A 16280-nucleotide genomic window follows, 5' to 3' on the forward strand; every position below is an offset into this window, starting at 1 on the left:
TGCGGAGGCGACGCCGCATTCCGTTGGCAGCGGCACGAGCATCACCTCAGACCCACCCAGTCACCGTCCCCGTTTATGGGGCGGTCGTGACACGTGAGAGGGTCTGGGGCGTGAGTGAGACACCCCCCGAACACCCTGCAATACCGCTTTGACGGGCCGGAAGACGCTCCGGTCCTGATCCTGGGTCCCTCACTGGGTACCACATGGCACATGTCGTAGAAGCCGTCCAGGGCCTTCCATCCAGTTCTATGCGGACGTTTATGTCCAGTTTCGGTATCCCGTGCCAAGAGGGTGTCCACGGGGTCTGTGATTCGCGCGTGATATCTGACTGCACGACGAAGCCCCGCCGGTCTGCGGCGGGGCTTCGTCGTGCGGCTGGTCAGGATGGATTGGTGCTCGTGCTGACGGCTCCGGTGTACTCGGGCTCACCGCCTTCGAGTACGCGGAGGGGCGAGGCGGAGACGACGCGGGCTGCGCGGACGATCAGCAGCACGCGGCAAGGGAACTCCCCGCGACGCACAGGGTCGTAGCCCTTCGATCTCGACATGCCGAACGCCTGGGCGGCGTCCTCGACGCTCGCGGTACCACTCCAGGTGACACGGATGCGCTCGGGGCTGAACAGTTCGTGCTGCAATTCGCTGTTCTGGCTGGGCATGGAATCTTCGAGGGGATTCCCCTCGCTCGGCTATGTAGGGCAACCGGGCCGTCGGTCCGGGGTGGTCGCCGAGGGGGTCGGAGGAGATCTTCTCCCGGATTTCTCCCAGGTACAGAGAAGTGGTGAGGTGGTGGCATCTGCCACACCAGTGTGACGGGGGTGAATTTGCACTGCGTTTCAGGGTGGTCGACCAGGTGTCAGAACGGGCCGTGGAGACTGCCCAGTCTGTCGGTCAGGCGCAGGTTCTCGGAGTAGTCGACCGGACAGGCGATCACGGAGACCGTGTCGTCGTCGAGAGCGCGGCGTAGTACGGGCAGCAGTTGGCCGGCGGTCTCGATCGTGTAGCCGCGTGCGCCGAAGTTTTCGGCGTAGGCGACCAGGTCGGGGTTGGTGAACCGGGTGTGGCTGTGGCGGCCCAGTTCGAGTTCCATCTTCCAGGTGATCAGGCCGTATTCCTCGTCCACCAGGACGAGGACGACCAGGGGGATGTGTTCGCGGACGGCGGTCTCCAGTTCCTGGGAGTTCATCAGGAAGGAGCCGTCGCCCATCATGGCCAGGACTCGTCGGTCCGGCCGGGCGAGCTTGGCGGCGATGGCGCCCGGCAGTGCGAAGCCCATGGTGGACAGGCGGTTGGAGACCAGGCAGGTGTCCGGTTCGTAGGTCGGGTAGAGGCGGGACATCCACATTTTCCCGGCGCCGGTGTCGGCGAGGACGATGTCGTGGCGGTCCAGGGCGGTGCGGACCTCGTGCACCACGCGCTGCGGCACCAGGGGGAAGGCGTCGTTGTGGCGTCCGTACTGGAGCTCTTCGTCGAGCAGCGTACGGATCTTCGCGGTGCTTCCGGAGTCGTAGGTGAGTTCTTCGGGCAGTGCTGCCGCGAGTGCGTCCAGCGCCTGTGAGGGGTCTCCTTCGACGCCCACGGCGACCGGGTAGTGGGCGTCGACCTCGGCGGGGAAGCGGTGCACGTGAACGATCCGCTTGTCGCCGTTCGGGTTGATCTTGACCGGGTCGAACTCCTGGATCTCGTAGCCCACGCAGACCAGCACGTCGGCGGTGTCGAAGCCGAAGTTGCCGTAGTCGTGGCGCATGAAACCGACCGCGCCGAGGGCGTTGGGGTGGTCGTCGGGGAATACGCCCTTGCCGTGGAATGTGGTCGCGACCGGGATGTCCAACCGCTCGGCGAACCGCACCAGGGCGGCCGAGGTCCGGGCCCAACGTTCGTTCAGAAACCGGTCGCGACGTGCCCCGTCGGAAGTCGCTCGCCGATGGGAGGAGACGCCGATGGCAAGTGGCGGACGGCCGTCGGGCTCGACCCCATCGAGCGCACCGCGACGCCAAAATCCAGCCGAGAAGCGTGTGGGGGAGCGGCTGCAGCGTGTGCACACCGCCGGGGAGGCTGCGGTGTCGGTGGCCGCCGCCCGTACCCGTGCGGCGGCGCAGCGCATCGGACAGCTGCCTCCGCCCCCGGGCCCGTTCCGGACCGGATCAACATCTCGGAAGCACCTTCACCGGCAGCCGTCAGAGCCCCGGCGGCCCAGGGCCGGATCACACTGGCCACCCTGCGTTCCCTGGCGCGCTGCCGGTGCGGCAGGTGTCCGGCTGACAGGTGCCTCCGGCTCGACCAAGGTGCCGGTGGACGGAAAGGTCGTCGCCCGGGGCGGCTCCCGGGCAGGCACAACCGTCCTCTGCACGGAGATCCGTCGGGGATCCGCCCCGGCCCCCTTGAGCGTCACATTGGCGGACATGGGCGACGTGTCTCTGCGCGGGTGCGGCGCGCGGTAGACCGCGTTACGGGCGCCGGTCACATCCGCATGCGTCACCGAACTTGCTCACCATTGTCAGGTCCGGGGCAGCGATGGCAGGGGCCGAGTGGCGATCTCCTGGGCTTCGGCGCGCGTCATGCCGAACATGCGCAGCAGGCGGAAGGCCAGCTGGTCGGAAACGTGCGCGGCGTCGAGGTCCGGGCGGGTCTCCAGGAGGTGGAGCACTCCGAGCAGGGCGCCGCCGACCATGGCCACAGAAGTGCGCGGGTCGTCGATGTCCAGCCGTCCGGTGTCGGCGGCGGCCCGCAGATCCCGCATCGCCTGAGGTGCCAAGCCGCTGTCGGAGGTCAGATAGGGCATGCCCGTACGGACGAGGATCCTGGCCATCTGCGTGTGGGTGCGCTGCAGCCGGCCGGTCAGGCGGACGCTGGCGGCGAAGGTCTCCGCGGGGTCCTTCAGGTCTCCCACGACTGATTCCAGGAGTGTGCCGTGTTCCTCCAAGGTGAGGGCGACGGCGGCGTCGAACAGCTCGTCCTTGCTGGTGAAGTGGTTGTAGAAGGAGCCGAAGCCGACGTCCGCCGCCTCGGTGATCTCCTGGATGCTCACGTCGGTCCGCCCCTGATCCGCGAGGAACCGCTGTGCGGCGGCGATCAGCGCGGTACGGGTGCGCGCCTTGCGTCGGTCCACGCGGTTGGGCGTGTGGCTGGGTGTGTTGGCCCTGCCCTGTCGATCGATACTCATCTCTCCACCATGATCAGGCGCATCAGCTTTGATTGTTTCATCACGGCTGACTGCTGTTGACGGGGTCGTCATCTGGACTGATCCTCTCATCACTGCTGACTGGAGCTGCTCGCGGGAGCGTTCCGGTCGGTGCCTGTCCAGGACTCAGGAGAGCCGATGAGTATCCAGGTCGTCCGCACCAGAGACGGCTGGTGGGTGGAGAGCGGCACAGGACGGCTGCACCGCGTCGACACCGAAGCGGACACCACCGCCGGCCTGCTCGCCGACCGTTCCGCCGTGCAGCAGGCGGCTGCCCGCGCCACGGGTGACCCCGACGCCGGGGTTTCGGTCGGAGAGGCCGAGCTGCTGTCGCCCGTCACCACGCCCTGCCGGGTGGTGGCGCAGATGGTCAACTACCGTTCCCACGCGGTGGACTCCGGATTCGACCCGGACACCGTTCCGCCGGCGTTCTTCCGTAAGGCGTCCGGGTCCGTCAGCGGGCCCTACCAGGACATCAAGCGTCCACAGCACGTGCGTTTCCTGGACTACGAGGTGGAGCTCGGGCTGGTGATGGGTGCCGATCTCCCGGTCGGTACCGAGGTCACCGACTCCACCCTGCCGGCGTTCGTCGCCGCGCTCGTCGTCGCCGACGACGTCAGCGCCCGCGATCTGCAACTGCCCAAGACCCAATTCTACGAGTCCAAGTCGTACCCGACCTTCACACCGCTTGGGCCCCGGCTGCTCCTGGTCGACGCCGACGACCTGGCCCGCCTGCCGGACCTGCGGCTCACCCTCAAGGTCAACGGATTCACCCGGCAGGACCGCACCACCACGGACATGATCGTCCGGCCCGCCCACGCCCTCAGTCTGCTCGCCCGCTTCCAGCACCTGCAGCCCGGTGACGTCCTGCTCACCGGAACCCCCGGCGGCACCGCCCTGAAGTCTCCGGGCAGGCTCCTGGCCACGCTTGCCGCCCTGCTTCCCCCGCACAAGCGCTGGCAGAGGTTCTTCGCCCGCCAGCAGGCGAACCCCGACTACCTCAAGGACGGCGACGTCGTCACGGCCCGTATCGCGACCGACGACGGCGCACTCGATCTCGGCGAGCAGCGCACGGTGGTGCGCGCCCGCTGACGGCTCCCGGGACCCCCGCCCGGGACCGGCCGGCCCGGCATCCCCGTACCGGGCCGGCCACCTGACCCCATCCCTCACCCCGCAAAGGCGCACCGGTGACACTCACACCCACCGGCCTGCTGTGGCCCGCCCCCGACAGCAGCGCGGACCTGGCCGCGATCGAGGCCGTACCGCTGCACGAGCGCGGCCTGCCCGCCACCACCTACGATGCCCTGCTGCGCGCCGCCCGCCTGTGGCCCGACCGGCCGGCCCTGAGGGTGCTACCCGATGCCGCCCGCTTCCTGCGCCCCGCCACAGCCACCTTCGCGCAACTGCGTGGCCAGGTGCATCGCACAGCCAATCTGCTGGGGTCTCTAGGCGTGACCCGCCGGGACGCCGTGGGCCTGCTCGCGCCGAACACCGCGGAGCTTCCCGGCGCGCTGCTGGCAGCGCAGGCAGCGGGCATCGCCGCCCCGGTCAACCCGGGCCTGGCGTCCGAGCACGTCGAGCAGTTGCTGCGGCGAAGCGGCGCGCGGGTGCTCATCGCCGCCGGTCCGCAGCTGGATGCACAGGCGTGGGCCACGGCCCGGCAGGTCGCCGCGGCCTTGCGGCTGGACGCGCTGCTGGCACTGACCCCCACCCTGGCTGACGGCACCGCTCCCGCTCTGGACCCCATCGAGGGCGTGCGCGTCGGCTACCTCACGGAGCTTGCCGCGTCCCATCCCGCCGACGGGCTGGTGGACATCGAGCCGCCGGCCGCCGACGACCTGGCCGCTTACTTCCACACCGGCGGCACCACCGGCGTCCCCAAGCTTGCCGCCCATACGCACGCCAACGAGGTCGTCGACGCCTGGATGGTGGCCGCGAGCATTCCTCTCGACGAAGACTCGGTGATGTTCGCGGCGCTGCCGTTGTTCCACGTCAACGCCCTGATCGTCACCCTGCTCGGCCCGCTGCTGCGCGGCCGGGGAGTGGTGTGGGCCGGGCCGCTGGGCTACCGCGATCCCGAGCTGTATCCAGTGTTCTGGAAGCTGGTGGAGCACTACCGCATCGCCGCCATGTCGGCGGTGCCCACCGTGTACTCCGTCCTCGCCCGTGTCCCTGTCGACGCGGACGTCTCAAGAATGCGGTTCGCCGCCGTCGGCGCCTCCCCGCTGCCGCCCGCCGTACGGGAGTCCTTCGAGAAGCACACCGGGATCCCCCTGTGCGAGGGCTACGGGCTGACCGAGGCGACCTGTGCCTCCGCCCTCGGCCTGCCCGGCCGCACTCGCCCCGGCAGTGTCGGCCGGCGCCTGCCCTACCAGCAGGTCAAGACCGTGCGGATCGACCCGGACACCGGTGAGTGGCACGACCTGCCGCCGGGCGCCACCGGGGTGCTCGCCGTCAGCGGTCCGGTCGTCTTCGCCGGGTACGTCGCCGAGCACACCGCCCACGGGCCTCGCCTGGAGACCGCCGGGAAGATCCGCGACGGCTGGCTGGACACGGGCGACCTGGCCCGCATCGACGCCGACGGCTTCATCCATCTCGCCGGCCGAGCCAAGGACCTGATCATCCGCGGGGGCCACAACATCGATCCCGCCGCGATCGAGGACGCCCTCCTCGCCCACCCCGAGGTCACCGCCGCCGCGGCGGTGGGCCGCCCCGACCCGCACGCCGGTGAGGTGCCCGTCGCCTACGTGACCCTCGCCCCCGGCGCCCAGACCGAGCCCGCCGAACTGCTCACCTGGGCCACCGAACGGGTCCCCGAACGCGCCGCCACCCCGCGCGAGGTGCTCGTGATCGACGCCATCCCGCTCACCGCCGTCGGCAAGCCCTACAAGCTCGGCCTGCGCCTGGACGCCACCCGCCGCGCCGTCCACGCCGAACTGGCCGCCCAGGGCGCGGACTGCGACCCGCAACGCATCCTGTGCCGGCCGCACGACGGCGGTGTCCGCGTCACGGTGCCCGCCCCTGCCGACGAGGCGGTACAACGCAGGGTCACCGCAGCCCTCGACCGGTACGTCCTGCACTGGCAGTACGCCCCCAGCAAGCCACTTGAGAGAGAAACCCCATGAGCACCACCGCCATCGTTCTCGCCGTCCTCCTCGCCGGGATCTTCCTCCTGCTCGGGTCGGCCAAGCTCGCGGCAGTACCAGCTATGCGCCAAGCCGCGGCCCACGTCGGCATGACCACCACCCACTACCGCCTGCTGGGTGCCCTGGAGGTGGCGGCAGCGGCCGGACTGCTGCTCGGCCTGCGGATCACCGCGCTCGGTGCCGCCGCATCGGTCGGCCTGATCCTGCTCATGGCCGGAGCCGTCGTCGTCCACCTGCGCAGCGGCGATCCGGCGGCCCGCTGCCTGCCGGCCGCCATCGCGGGTGCCTTGGCCGCAGCCCATCTCGTCGCGCTGGTCGGCGGCTAGCATCGCCGCCGCCTGGGCTCCGAGGAGCATCACGATGAGCCGCATCGACGTCCGCCAGCATCTGCCGCCCTGCGCCTCCACGCGGTGGCTGGCCTAGCACAGCGTTCATACCCAGTCCGCCTCCGCAGGCCGACTCTCGCACGGCGCGGACGGCACGCACCGCATCTCACCGCCTCGGCCGCCGAGGCCGGGTGCGGCCTCTGAATGGCATCCCCTCCGTGCCGTCCGGGCTGCCGACGCCCGCCCGCAGCGAGCAAGCACCTCTCGGAACGACCACCCTTTCGCATCCGTGTGCCGCCGCCCGCTCAATCCGCGGACACCCCGCCTCGATCAATCGACCGGGGAAACGCCCTTGGCGCTCTTCCATCGCCGCTCCTGAGCCGTCCCCACCCCACGGCCCCGGGCCGTGACACCCCATGGAGTACCCATGAACGACATCGACGTGCCCGTCCTCATCGTCGGCGGAGGCGGTGCGGGGCTCACCGCCTCCATGCTGCTCAGCCGCATGGGCATCGAGCCCCTGCTGGTCACCGCCTGGCCCAGCACCTCCGTCCTGCCCAAGGCCCACGTCCTCAACCAGCGCGCCATGGAGGTCATGCGCGACGCCGGCGTGGCCGACACCGTCTACGCCGCCTCCGCCCCGGCCGAGCAGATGTCCCACACCGCCTGGTACGTCGGCCTGGCAGGCGACCACGAGGACTACGGCCGCAGGGTCGCCGGGATGGAGGCTTGGGGAGCCGGCGGGCACTCTCCGGAGTGGCTCGCGGCCAGCCCCGAGCGGCAGGCCAACCTGCCCCAGATCCGCCTGGAGCCCGTCCTGCGCGCCCGCGCCGAGGAACTCGCGCCCGGCAGGGTCCGCTTCCACCACGAACTGACCGGACTCGCCCAGGACGACGAGGGCGTCACCGCCGCCGTCGCCGACCGCGGGACGGGCGAGACCTACCGGGTGCGGGCCCGCTACCTGCTGGGCTGCGACGGCGGCCGCACCGTCGGCCCCGCCGTGGGCATCGTCCAGGAGGGCGTGCGCGGCCTCGCGCGTGTGGTCTCCTTCCACCTCTCCGCCGACCTGTCCCGCTGGGCGCACGACCCGGAGGTGCTGATCCGCTGGCTGTGGCTGCCCGACCTCGGCATCCCGGGCGTGCTCGTGCCCATGGGCCCCGACCACTGGGGCCCGGAGTCCGAGGAGTGGGTCTTCCACCTCAACTACGGGCCCGATGACGGTCGCGCGCTGGACGACGAGTCGGTACTGGCCGACCTGCGCACGGGGCTGGGCCTGAGCGAGGAGGACCTGACGGTCCACATGATCTCCCGCTGGACCTTGGAGGGCGTGGTCGCCGACCGCTACCGCGTCGGCCGCGTTCTGATCGCCGGGGACGCCGCCCACCGGCATCCGCCCACCGGCGGCCTCGGCCTGACCTCCGCCATGCACGACGTCCAGAACCTCACCTGGAAGCTCGCCGCCGTGCTGAACGGCCATGCCGACGACGCACTGCTGGACAGCTACGAGGCCGAGCGGCGCCCCGTGGACGCCACCAACGTCCAGCGCTCGCTGGAGAACGCCATGAACCACATCGCCATCAACGCCCTCTTCGGCGGCGGGCCCGGGGCCGACGAGGAGGAGAACTGGCGGCAGGCCCGCCGCCTGTGGAGCGAGGACCCCGCCGACGGCGACTTCCGCCGCACCTTCCTGGCCGCCGTGGCCGCCCAGTCCATGGAGTTCAACGAACTGGGCGTCGAGTTCGGCTACACGTACGAGTCCGCGGCCGTCGTCCCCGACGGCACTCCCGCAGCGGAGAACCCCGACCCGGTCCGCATCTACCAGCCCGCCGCCCGCCCCGGACACCCGCTGCCCCACGCCTGGCTGGAGGACCTCGACGGCCATCGCGTGGCCCTGGCCCGCCTGGTGCGCCCCGGCCGGTTCCTGCTCATCGCCGGGGAGGACGGCCAGGCTTGGCGTGAGGCCGCCGAAAAGATCGCTGCCGAGAGGGGGCTGCCGCTGGACGCCATCCGGATCGGCCACGTCGACGGCGACTATCGCGACCTGCGCTCCACCTGGACCGCCGCCCGCGGCCACACACCGCAAGGCGCCGTCCTCGTGCGCCCGGACCGCTTCATCGGCTGGCGCGTCCATGGCGTGGCCACCGACCCGGTCGCCGACCTCACCGCCGCACTGGACTCCCTCCTCGCACGGTAGGGGTCGCCTGCCGTGCCACCCCGGCCTGCCGATCATCGCCGCAGTCGGCGGGCCGGGCCCCACCCTCACCCCCGCCTCGCCTCCGGGACACCGCGGCACCGCGGCACCCTCCCCCCAACCTCGCCACAGGTCGTGGAGGCCACAAGAAGGAACCCCGTGAACGACCCGAGACCCACCCCCGCCGCCCCCACTGCCGACGCCCATCAGGGTCTGCGCAACGAGCAGGGCGCCCTGCTCGGGGAGCACCCCGGCCGCGCCGCCCAGCCCGTAATCAAGGTGGTCGACCTGGCCTGGTTCGAATTCACCAAGCCCGACCTGGACCGCGCCGAGACCTTCGCCCACGACTTCGGCTTCACCACCGCCGCCCGCACCGGGTACACCCTCTCTCTGCGCGGCGCCTTGGCCGGATCGCACTGCCTGGTGATCCGCCGTGTGGTCCCGCCTCCCGGTTCATCGGCCCCGCCTTCCAGTCTGATCGCAGCAGGAGCGGTGCTCGGTCGGCGGGTGCTGCGTCAGCGGCTCGTACCGGCGTCGCCGTCGTCATGGGAAGAACGCCGCGGTCTCCTGCCGCCCGGCGCGGAGTCGTCCCCTTGCTCTTGCAACAACTCAAGGAGTGCGGCATCCGCTCTTCTCTGATCCTCCTTCGTCAGCTCGACCGGTGCGTTGTTGTAGACGGTGTAGCGATCCGGATCGATGATGTTGGCGGCCCGCAGGGTGAACGACAGCAGGCGGCGCCACCCCTTGCGGTGGCCGACCCTCGCTTGCAGCTGGACCTTGTAGTCACGGGCTTCCGGCACGAACCCGGAAAAGGGTGCCTCGAACTCGATGAAGAGTTGTTGCGCTTCTCTTCCGGGCACTACGAAGCCGGCCGGCAGTTGCGCATCCTCGTCCGGCCCCGGTTGAAGGCGGGACGGTGTCGACACCCACAGCAGCGGCAGGTGAGAAGCGGGCTCGTCGGGGAAGGTCAGGATGAGGTCCTGTACGACGATCGGCTTGGGGCCGGTGTTGTGAAGGACGAGCGGGAGCCGCAGGCGGGCCGTGGACTTGTGGATGATCGCTGCGAAGGCGTGAGGCTCCCAGGTCTTCAGCCGCCCTTGTCTGGCGTTGAGCCACCAGAACGACGCCACGGTGAAGAGCAACGCGCAGACCGACACCACGCCGGCGCCCGTGAGTGATGAGGACGCGGCCTGCTCGGTCGCGGTCATCAGTGGAACCACAGATTCAGTGTGTCAGCCCCGGCAGGGGCTCGCTAACGGCACTCAGGGTCCCTTGCCGCCTGCGCGCGGCTGCCCACGGGCACGGCGGTCCCGCCTGCCAGAGGTGGCAGCTACGGCGCGCAGCCGATGTCACGACCCGCCACCGGCAAGGACCACGAGATACCAGGCGACCAGCGCGGCGCACATGACCGCGGGGACGAGTTTGGGCGGCCCGTCTCCTTTGCGCACGTGCGTGGTCACGGCACCGGCGAGGAGCGCAAGGAGGCCGAGGCCGGCCAGCTCTCCGAACAAGGGCCGGGCCGGGCCGATCGCCACGCCGATGGCGCCCGCCAGCTCCAGCGCACCGATCAGCCGGTAGGCCGAGGTGGTGAAGCCGGCGTGGGCGGCCAGAACGGGCATCGGGCCGAGGGCCAGGATCTTGGCCACGCCCAGCAGGGCGAAGACCAGCACGATCGGACAGGCCAGGGCGGCGTAGAGGCTCATGAGGCGTCCTCGACGGTGTGCCGGTGACGGGCCTGGCGGCGTTCGGCCCCCAGGTCGGCGAAGTAGGCGACGAGGTCCGGGTTGTCGACCGCCGAGGGATTGAGGACCTGCTCGGCGCGGGCGCCCTGAAGCAGGCGCTTGACCGGGACCTCGAGTTTCTTGCCGGTCCTGGTGTGCGGGATGGCCGGCACGGCGAGGATCTCGTCGGGTACGTGGCGGGGCGAGGCGCCGGTGCGGACGGCGTCGCGGATCTTCTCGCGCAGGGTGTCGTCCAGCCTGACACCGGGCGCGGGGACGACGAACAGGGGCATCCAGTAGCCGCCGTCGGGTTCCTCCGCGCCGATGACGAGGGCTTCGGTGATCTCGGGGAGGCGTTCGACGATGTCGTGGATGTCGGCGCTGCCCAGACGTACGCCGTTGCGGTTGAGCGTGGCGTCGGAGCGGCCGTGCACGATCACCGAGCCGTGGGAGGTGAGGGTGACCCAGTCGCCGTGCCGCCACACGCCCGGGTAGGCGGTGAAGTAGGCGTCGCGGTAGCGGCTGCCGTCCGGGTCGTTCCAGAAGTACAGCGGCATCGACGGCATCGGGCGGGTGACGACCAGTTCGCCGACCTGGTCGACGACCGGCCGGCCCGCGCCGTCGTACGCCGCGAGCGCCACGCCGAGGTTGGGAGCCGACAGCTCACCCGCCCACACCGGGGTGGTGGGGGCGCTGCCGGCGAAGCCGGAGACGACGTCCGTGCCGCCGCTGGTGGAGGCGAGCTGGATGCCCGCGCCCACGTGGTCGCGGACCCAGGGGTAGGCGGAGGCGGGCAGGGTGGAGCCGGTGCAGCCGATGACGCGGATCGCCGACAGGTCGTGCACGGAGGGTTCGATGCCCAGCTTGGCCATGGCCAGCAGGTACTGGGGGCTGGTGCCGAACACGGTGACCTTGTGGCGGGCCGCCAGCTCCCACAGGACGTCCGGGCGTGCGACCGGCGCGGGGCTGCCGTCATAGGTGCAGGTGGTGGCGCCGGTCAGCAGGGCGGAGACGACCAGGTTCCACATCATCCAGTGGGTGGTGGTGTACCACAGCAGGCGGTCTCCGACGCCCAGGTCGCAGTGCAGGCCGAGGGTCTTGAGGTGTTCCAGCAGGACGCCTCCGTGGCCGTGGACGATGCCCTTGGGCAGGCCGGTGGTGCCGGAGGAGAAGACGATCCACAGCGGGTGGTCGAACGGAACCGGGGTGATGGCGAGGTACTCGGTGCGGCCGGCCGCGTCCTCCCAGGGAACCGTCAGCCTCGCGACCCGGGTCGCGGGCCACGCAAGGCCCAGGTGGTCCACGAGAATCGTGGCCTTGAGCGTGGGCAGGGCGGCGGCCAGGTCGAGGGAGGCTGCGCGGCGGTCGTGCGCGGTGCCGTTGAAGAGGTAGCCGTCCGCGGTGATGAGCACTGTGGGTTCGAGCTGGGCGAAGCGGTCTGCGGCGGCCTTGGGTGCGTAGTCCTGGCCGCACACGGACCACACCGCGCCCAGGCTGGCCGTGGCGAGGAAGGCGATGACGGCGTGGGGGGTGTTGGGTAGGTAGCCGACCACCCGGTCGCCATGTCCGACGCCCAGGTCGCGCAGGGTGGCGGCGACGGAGGCGACGCGGGCGCGGAACTGCCGGCCCGTGATCTCGTAGGCGGCTCCGGTCTCGTCCAGTGCGGTGATCGCGGGGGCGTCCGGGTGCAGGTTGCGCAGGGCGTGGTGGGCGTAGTTGAGGGTGGCGCCGGGGAACCAGCGGGCGCCGGGCATGGTCTCCTCGGCCAGCACCCGCTCGTACGGTGTGGTCGCCTCGATGTCGAAGTACTCCCACACCGCCGCCCAGAACGCCTCTAGGTCGGTGACAGACCAGTGGTGCAGGGCCTGGTAGTCGGTGGGGTCCTGGATCGTTTCGGCGCCCTGGTGCCGGGCGGCCCAGCGGGCGAAGTCCGCGATGCGGCTGCCGGCGGCCGCTCGGCGGTCGGGCGGAAGAAAGGGCTCCGGACAAGGCTTGGCGTGTGGGGTGGTCATGGTCTGGTGTTCCTCGTCAGGGTGCGGGCCGGGCTTCGGCGGGGCGGCGGGCCGTGTGCAGCAGCGGAGCCCAGGCGGCGGCGTCGGTGAAGTCGCCGGTGCCGGCGGGGACGGTGTCCATCACGACGCGGTCGGGGCGCAGCAGGGCGGCGTCCGCCCGGCCGCGTGCCAGCCAGGCGGCCAGGGTGCCGTCGTCGTCCAGGTCGTCGACATGGATCACGGATGCGCCCAGGGCCGTGGCCACGTCCGTCATCCGTGCCGTGGGCGGCACGGCGGTCAGGACGGCGAAGGAGTCCCCGAGGACGTCGTCCAGGCGCACTCGCCTGCCGTCGTACAGCACCCAGGGTTGCGGGCAGAAGGTGCCGGCCAGAGAACGGCCGGTCAGCCGGGGGCGGCGCCGTACCAGCGGATTGGCCGTCAGTGCGGGGCTGAGGTCGCGGCTCACCGCCGCGGTCACGCCGGGGATGCGGCATGCCGCGCCCACCACGGCCCGGCGGAGGGCCGCACCGTGGTCCTGCCCCCCGGTCATGGCCCAGCCGACGGCGACCGCCACACGGATCACGTGGCGGGCGTGTGGCTTGCGCTCCTGCTGGTAGGTGTCCAGCAGCCGGTCGTCCGCGCCCTGCTGAAGGACGCGGGCGAGCTTCCAGGTGAGGTTGCGGGCGTCGCGCAGGCCCGCGCACAGGCCCTGCCCGATGAAGGGCGGGGTGAGGTGGGCCGCGTCGCCCAGCAGGAAGACGCGTCCTCGGTGCCACCGGTCGGCGAGGCGGGCCCGGAAGGTGTACCGCGCCTGCCGGATCACCTCGAAGTCGTCGCCCCCGCGGGCAGCGGACGGCAGGTCGACCCAGGGGGCGACCAGCTCGTGCAGCTGTTCCAGCCCCTCCGGGCCGTCCGTGGACTCGCCCTCGGCCAGCCGGAACTCCCAGCGATAGCGGTCCTCGCCGACTCGCATGAAGGTGGCCGGCCGGGTGGGGCAGCAGATCTGCTCGGCGCCTTCCCAGGTGCGCACCGGGAGGCTGGTGCGTACGTCGATGACCCGCCAGCTCTCCTCGAAGTGCAGGTCCTCCCACACGGCGCCGATGGCGTCGCGGGTGAGGCTGCCGGCGCCGTCGCAGCCGAGGACGGCGTCGGCCCACACCTGCTCGCCCTCGTCGCTGCCGTCGCGGCGGAAGGTGACCCGGACCGGAGCCGTTCCGTCGGTGTCCTGGTCGACGGACACGACCTCCACCCCGCCCCGCAGCTCGCACTCGGGGCGACGGGCCAGGGCGTCGCGCAGCAGCCGTTCCAGCTCCGGCTGGTCGAACATGCTGGTCTGCGGGAAGCCGTGGTGGCCGTGCAGGGACCGCGGGAACTCGGCGATCACGCGGCGCCGGGCGTCCAGCAGCCGCAACCCGGGCGCCGGCCGGGCGAGGGTGGCGAACTCCTCGTGGACGCCGACGCTCTGCAGGATCCGGCGAACCTCGTCGTCCACGACGACGGCGCGCGGCAGGGGGTAGACGTCCCGGTGGCGTTCGAGGAGCAGGCTGGGCACTCCGTGCCGGGCGAGCAGGAGCGCGGCCGTGACTCCGACGGGTCCCGCACCGATGATGACCACCGGCCTCCGGGATGCGGCGCTCACGTCGCGTCCGCCACGGCGGTCCGCTGCTCACCCAGGTCGATCCGCCCGTCAGGGGTGGCGATGGTGGCGGTGACCAGGTCACCGTTCTGCAGGTACAGGGGGTTCTTGGCCTGACCGTTGAAGAACGCCTTCCACTTCAGCGCCGGCGGCAGCAGGGCTGCGATCTTCTCGACCGGCCTGGGCGGGGCCTTCAGGGCGGTGCCGCCGGGTGTGCCGGTCAGCAGCAGGTCGCCCGGGTCGAGGGTCTGGAAGCGGGCGAGCAGGGTGAGCGCCTGCGCCGGTCGTACGATCATGTCGGCAAGGGTGCGGTCCTGGCGCGGTACGCCGTTGACCGACAGCCGCAGCCGCAGGTCGATCAGACGTGCGAAGTCCTCGGGCTCCAGCAGGGCCAGGTACGGCCCCGTCGGCGTGAAGGTCGGGTAGGACTTGCTCTCGTAGAACTGGGTCTTGGTCAGCTGGACGTCGCGGGCGCTGACGTCGTTGGTGAGGACGAGGCCGGCGACGTAGCGGGGGAGGTCCTGCTCTTCGACGACGGTGCCCACGGGCAGCGGCGCGCCCATGACGAGGCCGAGTTCCACCTCGTAGTCGAGGAACCTCACGTGCGCGGGGCGGACGATCGGCTCGTGCGGACCGCTGACCGAGCCGGACGCCTTGCGGAAGAAGGTGGGCGGGATGTCGCCGGTGAAGCCCGAATCCTTCGCGTGGCTGCGGTAGTTGACCATCTGGGCCACCACCCGGCAGGGGGTGGTGACCGGGGGCAGTGCCACCAGACCGGCGACGGGCGTGCCGCTGTCGTCGGAGGCGGCGGCCTGGCGGACCGCGTCCCGGTCGGCGATCAGCTCGGCGGTGGTGACCGCCTTGGTCTCGATACGGACGGCGCGCTCGCCCCGGACGGCCCACCAGCCGTCGGGGGTGCGCAGAACGTTGGTGCTCATGAGCTCATCGCTTTCATCAGGCCCAGCAGGCGTGCGGGGTCGAGTTCGTTGTCGCCGCGCAGGGCCGTCATGACCTCGCGGAGCTTGGCGGGGGAGGGGTTGGCGCCCAGGAAGTCGCGGGTGACCGGCGGCCCCCACTGCGCGAGGCCGCTCGCCGACATCGGCGCCCAGCCGGGTTCGAGGTCGCAGCAGAACAGGTCGCCGTCGGCGAAGTGCTCCAGCATGAAGCGGTCGGGGTCGCGCCAGTAGTCGAAGAGCTGGCTGCCCTGGATGTGCCGGCCGATGCCCCAGCTGCGCCGGTAGCCGCGCTCGGCCAGGTACTCACCGCCGGCGGCGATCGCGTCCAGGTCGGTGACCTGGTAGGCGGAGTGGACGTAGCCGGTGCCGGGCCCCAGATGCAGGGCGAGGGTGTGGTGGTCCACGGGCGTGCTGCCCTGGTCGCAGCGGATGAACGCCATGGTCGGCCCGCGCTGGCGCTGCCCGTCCAGGAACAGGAAGTCGCTGACGATCATTCCGAGCGTGTCCAGATACCAGTTCAGGGCCCGCGTGAACACCCGTGTCTCCAGCACCACGTGCCCGAGCCGCTGAATACGCGACGGCTCGCGGGGCGGGCGCTGGGTGGCGTTCGTACGGCGGTGATCGGTACCAAAGTTGAGGATCAGCGGCTCCTGGTCGGGCAGCGCGGGCAGCTGCTCGGCGCAGTGCACGACCCGGACCGGGAAGCCGGAGGGATCGAGCAGGGTGACCGACTGTCCGCCGCCGGGTACGTCGATGTCCCGGACCTCACTACCGGTCGCGCGGGCGAGTCGGTCCAGGTCGCCCCGTTCGGCCGCGCGGAACGCCGGCCCGATGAAGCGGGATGCCGACCCGCGGCGGATGACCATGCAGGGGGAGCCCGCGAAGGTGCCGCGCAGCCACAGTTCCCGCTCGGTGCGGGCGGCGACGGCGAATCCGAAGTCACGGGCGAACACCTCGGCCCGGTCCAGGTCGGGCTTCTCGAACTCCAGCCAGGCCAGGTCCGCCACCTTGATCACGGGGTTGCGGGCTCGTCCGGGGTGTTCGCCGCGCAGGGCGCCCTGCTCACTGTGGAGGTCTTGGTGGGGCGTCAGAGGACCGCCCTTGTTAACGGGGATGTGGGACATGGTGTCCTCCAG

Annotated in this window: 13 protein-coding genes and 1 pseudogene; 5 read left to right on the top strand and 9 right to left on the bottom strand. The window is 71.3% G+C overall.

Annotated elements, in window-relative coordinates; genetic code table 11:
* Nucleotides 1-379 precede the first annotated feature (379 nt).
* From AQJ66_RS01980 to AQJ66_RS01990, 3 genes are all read right to left on the bottom strand, one after another.
* Nucleotides 380-655 (bottom strand): hypothetical protein, encoded by a 276-nt coding sequence (locus AQJ66_RS01980; protein ID WP_061915414.1) that lies wholly within the window; start codon nucleotides 653-655, stop codon nucleotides 380-382.
* Between the two features lie 197 nt (nucleotides 656-852).
* A complete protein-coding gene (locus AQJ66_RS01985) occupies nucleotides 853-2100 on the bottom strand; it encodes a thiamine pyrophosphate-dependent enzyme (RefSeq protein WP_279617303.1) in 1248 nt (415 codons plus the stop codon).
* Between the two features lie 393 nt (nucleotides 2101-2493).
* Nucleotides 2494-3159 carry a TetR/AcrR family transcriptional regulator gene (locus AQJ66_RS01990; RefSeq protein WP_061915417.1) on the bottom strand — a complete coding sequence of 222 codons (666 nt, stop codon included), beginning with the start codon at nucleotides 3157-3159 and terminating at the stop codon, nucleotides 2494-2496.
* Nucleotides 3160-3315: 156 nt separating this feature from the next.
* Here AQJ66_RS01990 and AQJ66_RS01995 point away from each other — a divergent pair, with 156 nt between their 5' ends.
* The 5 genes and pseudogenes from AQJ66_RS01995 to AQJ66_RS39850 all read left to right on the top strand — a co-directional run.
* A complete protein-coding gene (locus AQJ66_RS01995) occupies nucleotides 3316-4269 on the top strand; it encodes a fumarylacetoacetate hydrolase family protein (protein ID WP_061915419.1) in 954 nt (317 codons plus the stop codon).
* 95 nt (nucleotides 4270-4364) lie between these two features.
* On the top strand, nucleotides 4365-6302 hold the full coding sequence (locus AQJ66_RS02000; RefSeq protein ID WP_061915421.1) for an acyl-CoA synthetase: 1938 nt from the start codon (nucleotides 4365-4367) through the stop codon (nucleotides 6300-6302).
* Complete coding sequence (locus AQJ66_RS02005) at nucleotides 6299-6649, top strand: DoxX family protein (protein WP_061915424.1); 351 nt, start codon at nucleotides 6299-6301, stop codon at nucleotides 6647-6649. The genes AQJ66_RS02000 and AQJ66_RS02005 overlap by 4 nt, the downstream gene beginning before the upstream one ends.
* Before the next feature lie 427 nt (nucleotides 6650-7076).
* Nucleotides 7077-8843 (top strand): FAD-dependent monooxygenase, encoded by a 1767-nt coding sequence (locus AQJ66_RS02010; RefSeq protein ID WP_061915428.1) that lies wholly within the window; start codon nucleotides 7077-7079, stop codon nucleotides 8841-8843.
* A gap of 156 nt (nucleotides 8844-8999) precedes the next feature.
* Nucleotides 9000-9316: pseudogene (locus AQJ66_RS39850) on the top strand (VOC family protein); the annotation flags it as partial.
* A 39-nt stretch (nucleotides 9317-9355) separates the two neighbouring features.
* On the opposite strand, the gene AQJ66_RS38730 reads toward AQJ66_RS39850, so the two are convergent.
* The 6 genes from AQJ66_RS38730 to AQJ66_RS02040 all read right to left on the bottom strand — a co-directional run bounded on the left by AQJ66_RS38730 (nucleotide 9356) and on the right by AQJ66_RS02040 (nucleotide 16268).
* On the bottom strand, nucleotides 9356-10048 hold the full coding sequence (locus AQJ66_RS38730) for a hypothetical protein (protein ID WP_061915430.1): 693 nt from the start codon (nucleotides 10046-10048) through the stop codon (nucleotides 9356-9358).
* Nucleotides 10049-10189: 141 nt separating this feature from the next.
* On the bottom strand, nucleotides 10190-10543 hold the full coding sequence (locus AQJ66_RS02020) for a DoxX family protein (RefSeq protein WP_061915433.1): 354 nt from the start codon (nucleotides 10541-10543) through the stop codon (nucleotides 10190-10192).
* Nucleotides 10540-12573, bottom strand: a complete 2034-nt coding sequence (locus AQJ66_RS02025) for an acetoacetate--CoA ligase (RefSeq protein WP_061915437.1) — start codon at nucleotides 12571-12573, stop codon at nucleotides 10540-10542. The genes AQJ66_RS02020 and AQJ66_RS02025 overlap by 4 nt, the downstream gene beginning before the upstream one ends.
* Before the next feature lie 16 nt (nucleotides 12574-12589).
* Nucleotides 12590-14191, bottom strand: coding sequence for a bifunctional 3-(3-hydroxy-phenyl)propionate/3-hydroxycinnamic acid hydroxylase MhpA (mhpA, locus tag AQJ66_RS02030; RefSeq protein ID WP_061915440.1), 1602 nt, complete (start codon nucleotides 14189-14191; stop codon nucleotides 12590-12592).
* Nucleotides 14188-15126: a fumarylacetoacetate hydrolase family protein gene (locus AQJ66_RS02035; RefSeq protein ID WP_061915442.1), complete on the bottom strand. Its 939-nt coding sequence runs from the start codon at nucleotides 15124-15126 to the stop codon at nucleotides 14188-14190. The genes mhpA and AQJ66_RS02035 overlap by 4 nt, the downstream gene beginning before the upstream one ends.
* Nucleotides 15123-16268, bottom strand: a complete 1146-nt coding sequence (locus AQJ66_RS02040; protein ID WP_061915447.1) for a VOC family protein — start codon at nucleotides 16266-16268, stop codon at nucleotides 15123-15125. The genes AQJ66_RS02035 and AQJ66_RS02040 overlap by 4 nt, the downstream gene beginning before the upstream one ends.
* Between the last annotated feature and the right edge of the window lie 12 nt (nucleotides 16269-16280).

This window comes from Streptomyces bungoensis (genome assembly GCF_001514215.1).
GTDB classification, from domain to species: Bacteria; Actinomycetota; Actinomycetes; order Streptomycetales; family Streptomycetaceae; genus Streptomyces; species Streptomyces bungoensis.

What these genes read in the sequence shown, in the direction of transcription:
- AQJ66_RS01980 (WP_061915414.1), bottom strand. Translation starts at nt 655, where the DNA reads ATGCCCAGCCAGAACAGCGAATTGCAGCACGAACTGTTCAGCCCCGAG.
- AQJ66_RS01985 (WP_279617303.1), bottom strand. Translation starts at nt 2,100, where the DNA reads ATGCGCTGCGCCGCCGCACGGGTACGGGCGGCGGCCACCGACACCGCA.
- AQJ66_RS01990 (WP_061915417.1), bottom strand. Translation starts at nt 3,159, where the DNA reads ATGAGTATCGATCGACAGGGCAGGGCCAACACACCCAGCCACACGCCC.
- AQJ66_RS01995 (WP_061915419.1), top strand. Translation starts at nt 3,316, where the DNA reads ATGAGTATCCAGGTCGTCCGCACCAGAGACGGCTGGTGGGTGGAGAGC.
- AQJ66_RS02005 (WP_061915424.1), top strand. Translation starts at nt 6,299, where the DNA reads ATGAGCACCACCGCCATCGTTCTCGCCGTCCTCCTCGCCGGGATCTTC.
- AQJ66_RS02010 (WP_061915428.1), top strand. Translation starts at nt 7,077, where the DNA reads ATGAACGACATCGACGTGCCCGTCCTCATCGTCGGCGGAGGCGGTGCG.
- AQJ66_RS38730 (WP_061915430.1), bottom strand. Translation starts at nt 10,048, where the DNA reads ATGACCGCGACCGAGCAGGCCGCGTCCTCATCACTCACGGGCGCCGGC.
- AQJ66_RS02020 (WP_061915433.1), bottom strand. Translation starts at nt 10,543, where the DNA reads ATGAGCCTCTACGCCGCCCTGGCCTGTCCGATCGTGCTGGTCTTCGCC.
- AQJ66_RS02025 (WP_061915437.1), bottom strand. Translation starts at nt 12,573, where the DNA reads ATGACCACCCCACACGCCAAGCCTTGTCCGGAGCCCTTTCTTCCGCCC.
- AQJ66_RS02035 (WP_061915442.1), bottom strand. Translation starts at nt 15,126, where the DNA reads ATGAGCACCAACGTTCTGCGCACCCCCGACGGCTGGTGGGCCGTCCGG.
- AQJ66_RS02040 (WP_061915447.1), bottom strand. Translation starts at nt 16,268, where the DNA reads ATGTCCCACATCCCCGTTAACAAGGGCGGTCCTCTGACGCCCCACCAA.